This window comes from Croceitalea vernalis, assembly GCF_031846405.1.
Classification (GTDB): domain Bacteria; phylum Bacteroidota; class Bacteroidia; order Flavobacteriales; family Flavobacteriaceae; genus Croceitalea; species Croceitalea vernalis.
This window is the reverse complement of the sequence record NZ_JAVRHU010000036.1, coordinates 1-218: the sequence shown is the minus strand read 5'-3', so window position 1 is coordinate 218 and position 218 is coordinate 1. Positions and strand designations below refer to the sequence as shown.

The window sequence follows — 218 nt, the reverse complement described above, 5'->3', positions numbered from 1 at the left end:
GTACCCACCCCAAGAGCTGAAGGGTCGAAAGTACCATCAGTAGTAGCACCACCCCAAGTACCTCCAGCCGGAGTAGCTACAAGGTTTTGTACTCCATCCGCAGTTGTAAACGGTCCAGCAGGGTCAAGAGTAGGAGCAACCTCCCCGGCGCATGCATCATCCACTATTATATCAATATCAACAGTTTGAATACATCCAGCACCATTATCCGTGGTATA

The 218-nt window shown here is 49.5% G+C and carries 1 protein-coding gene; it reads right to left on the bottom strand.

The window, feature by feature from the left end:
* A partial coding sequence (locus RM520_RS15300; RefSeq protein ID WP_311388581.1) for a hypothetical protein occupies positions 1 to 218 on the bottom strand: 218 nt, incomplete at both ends.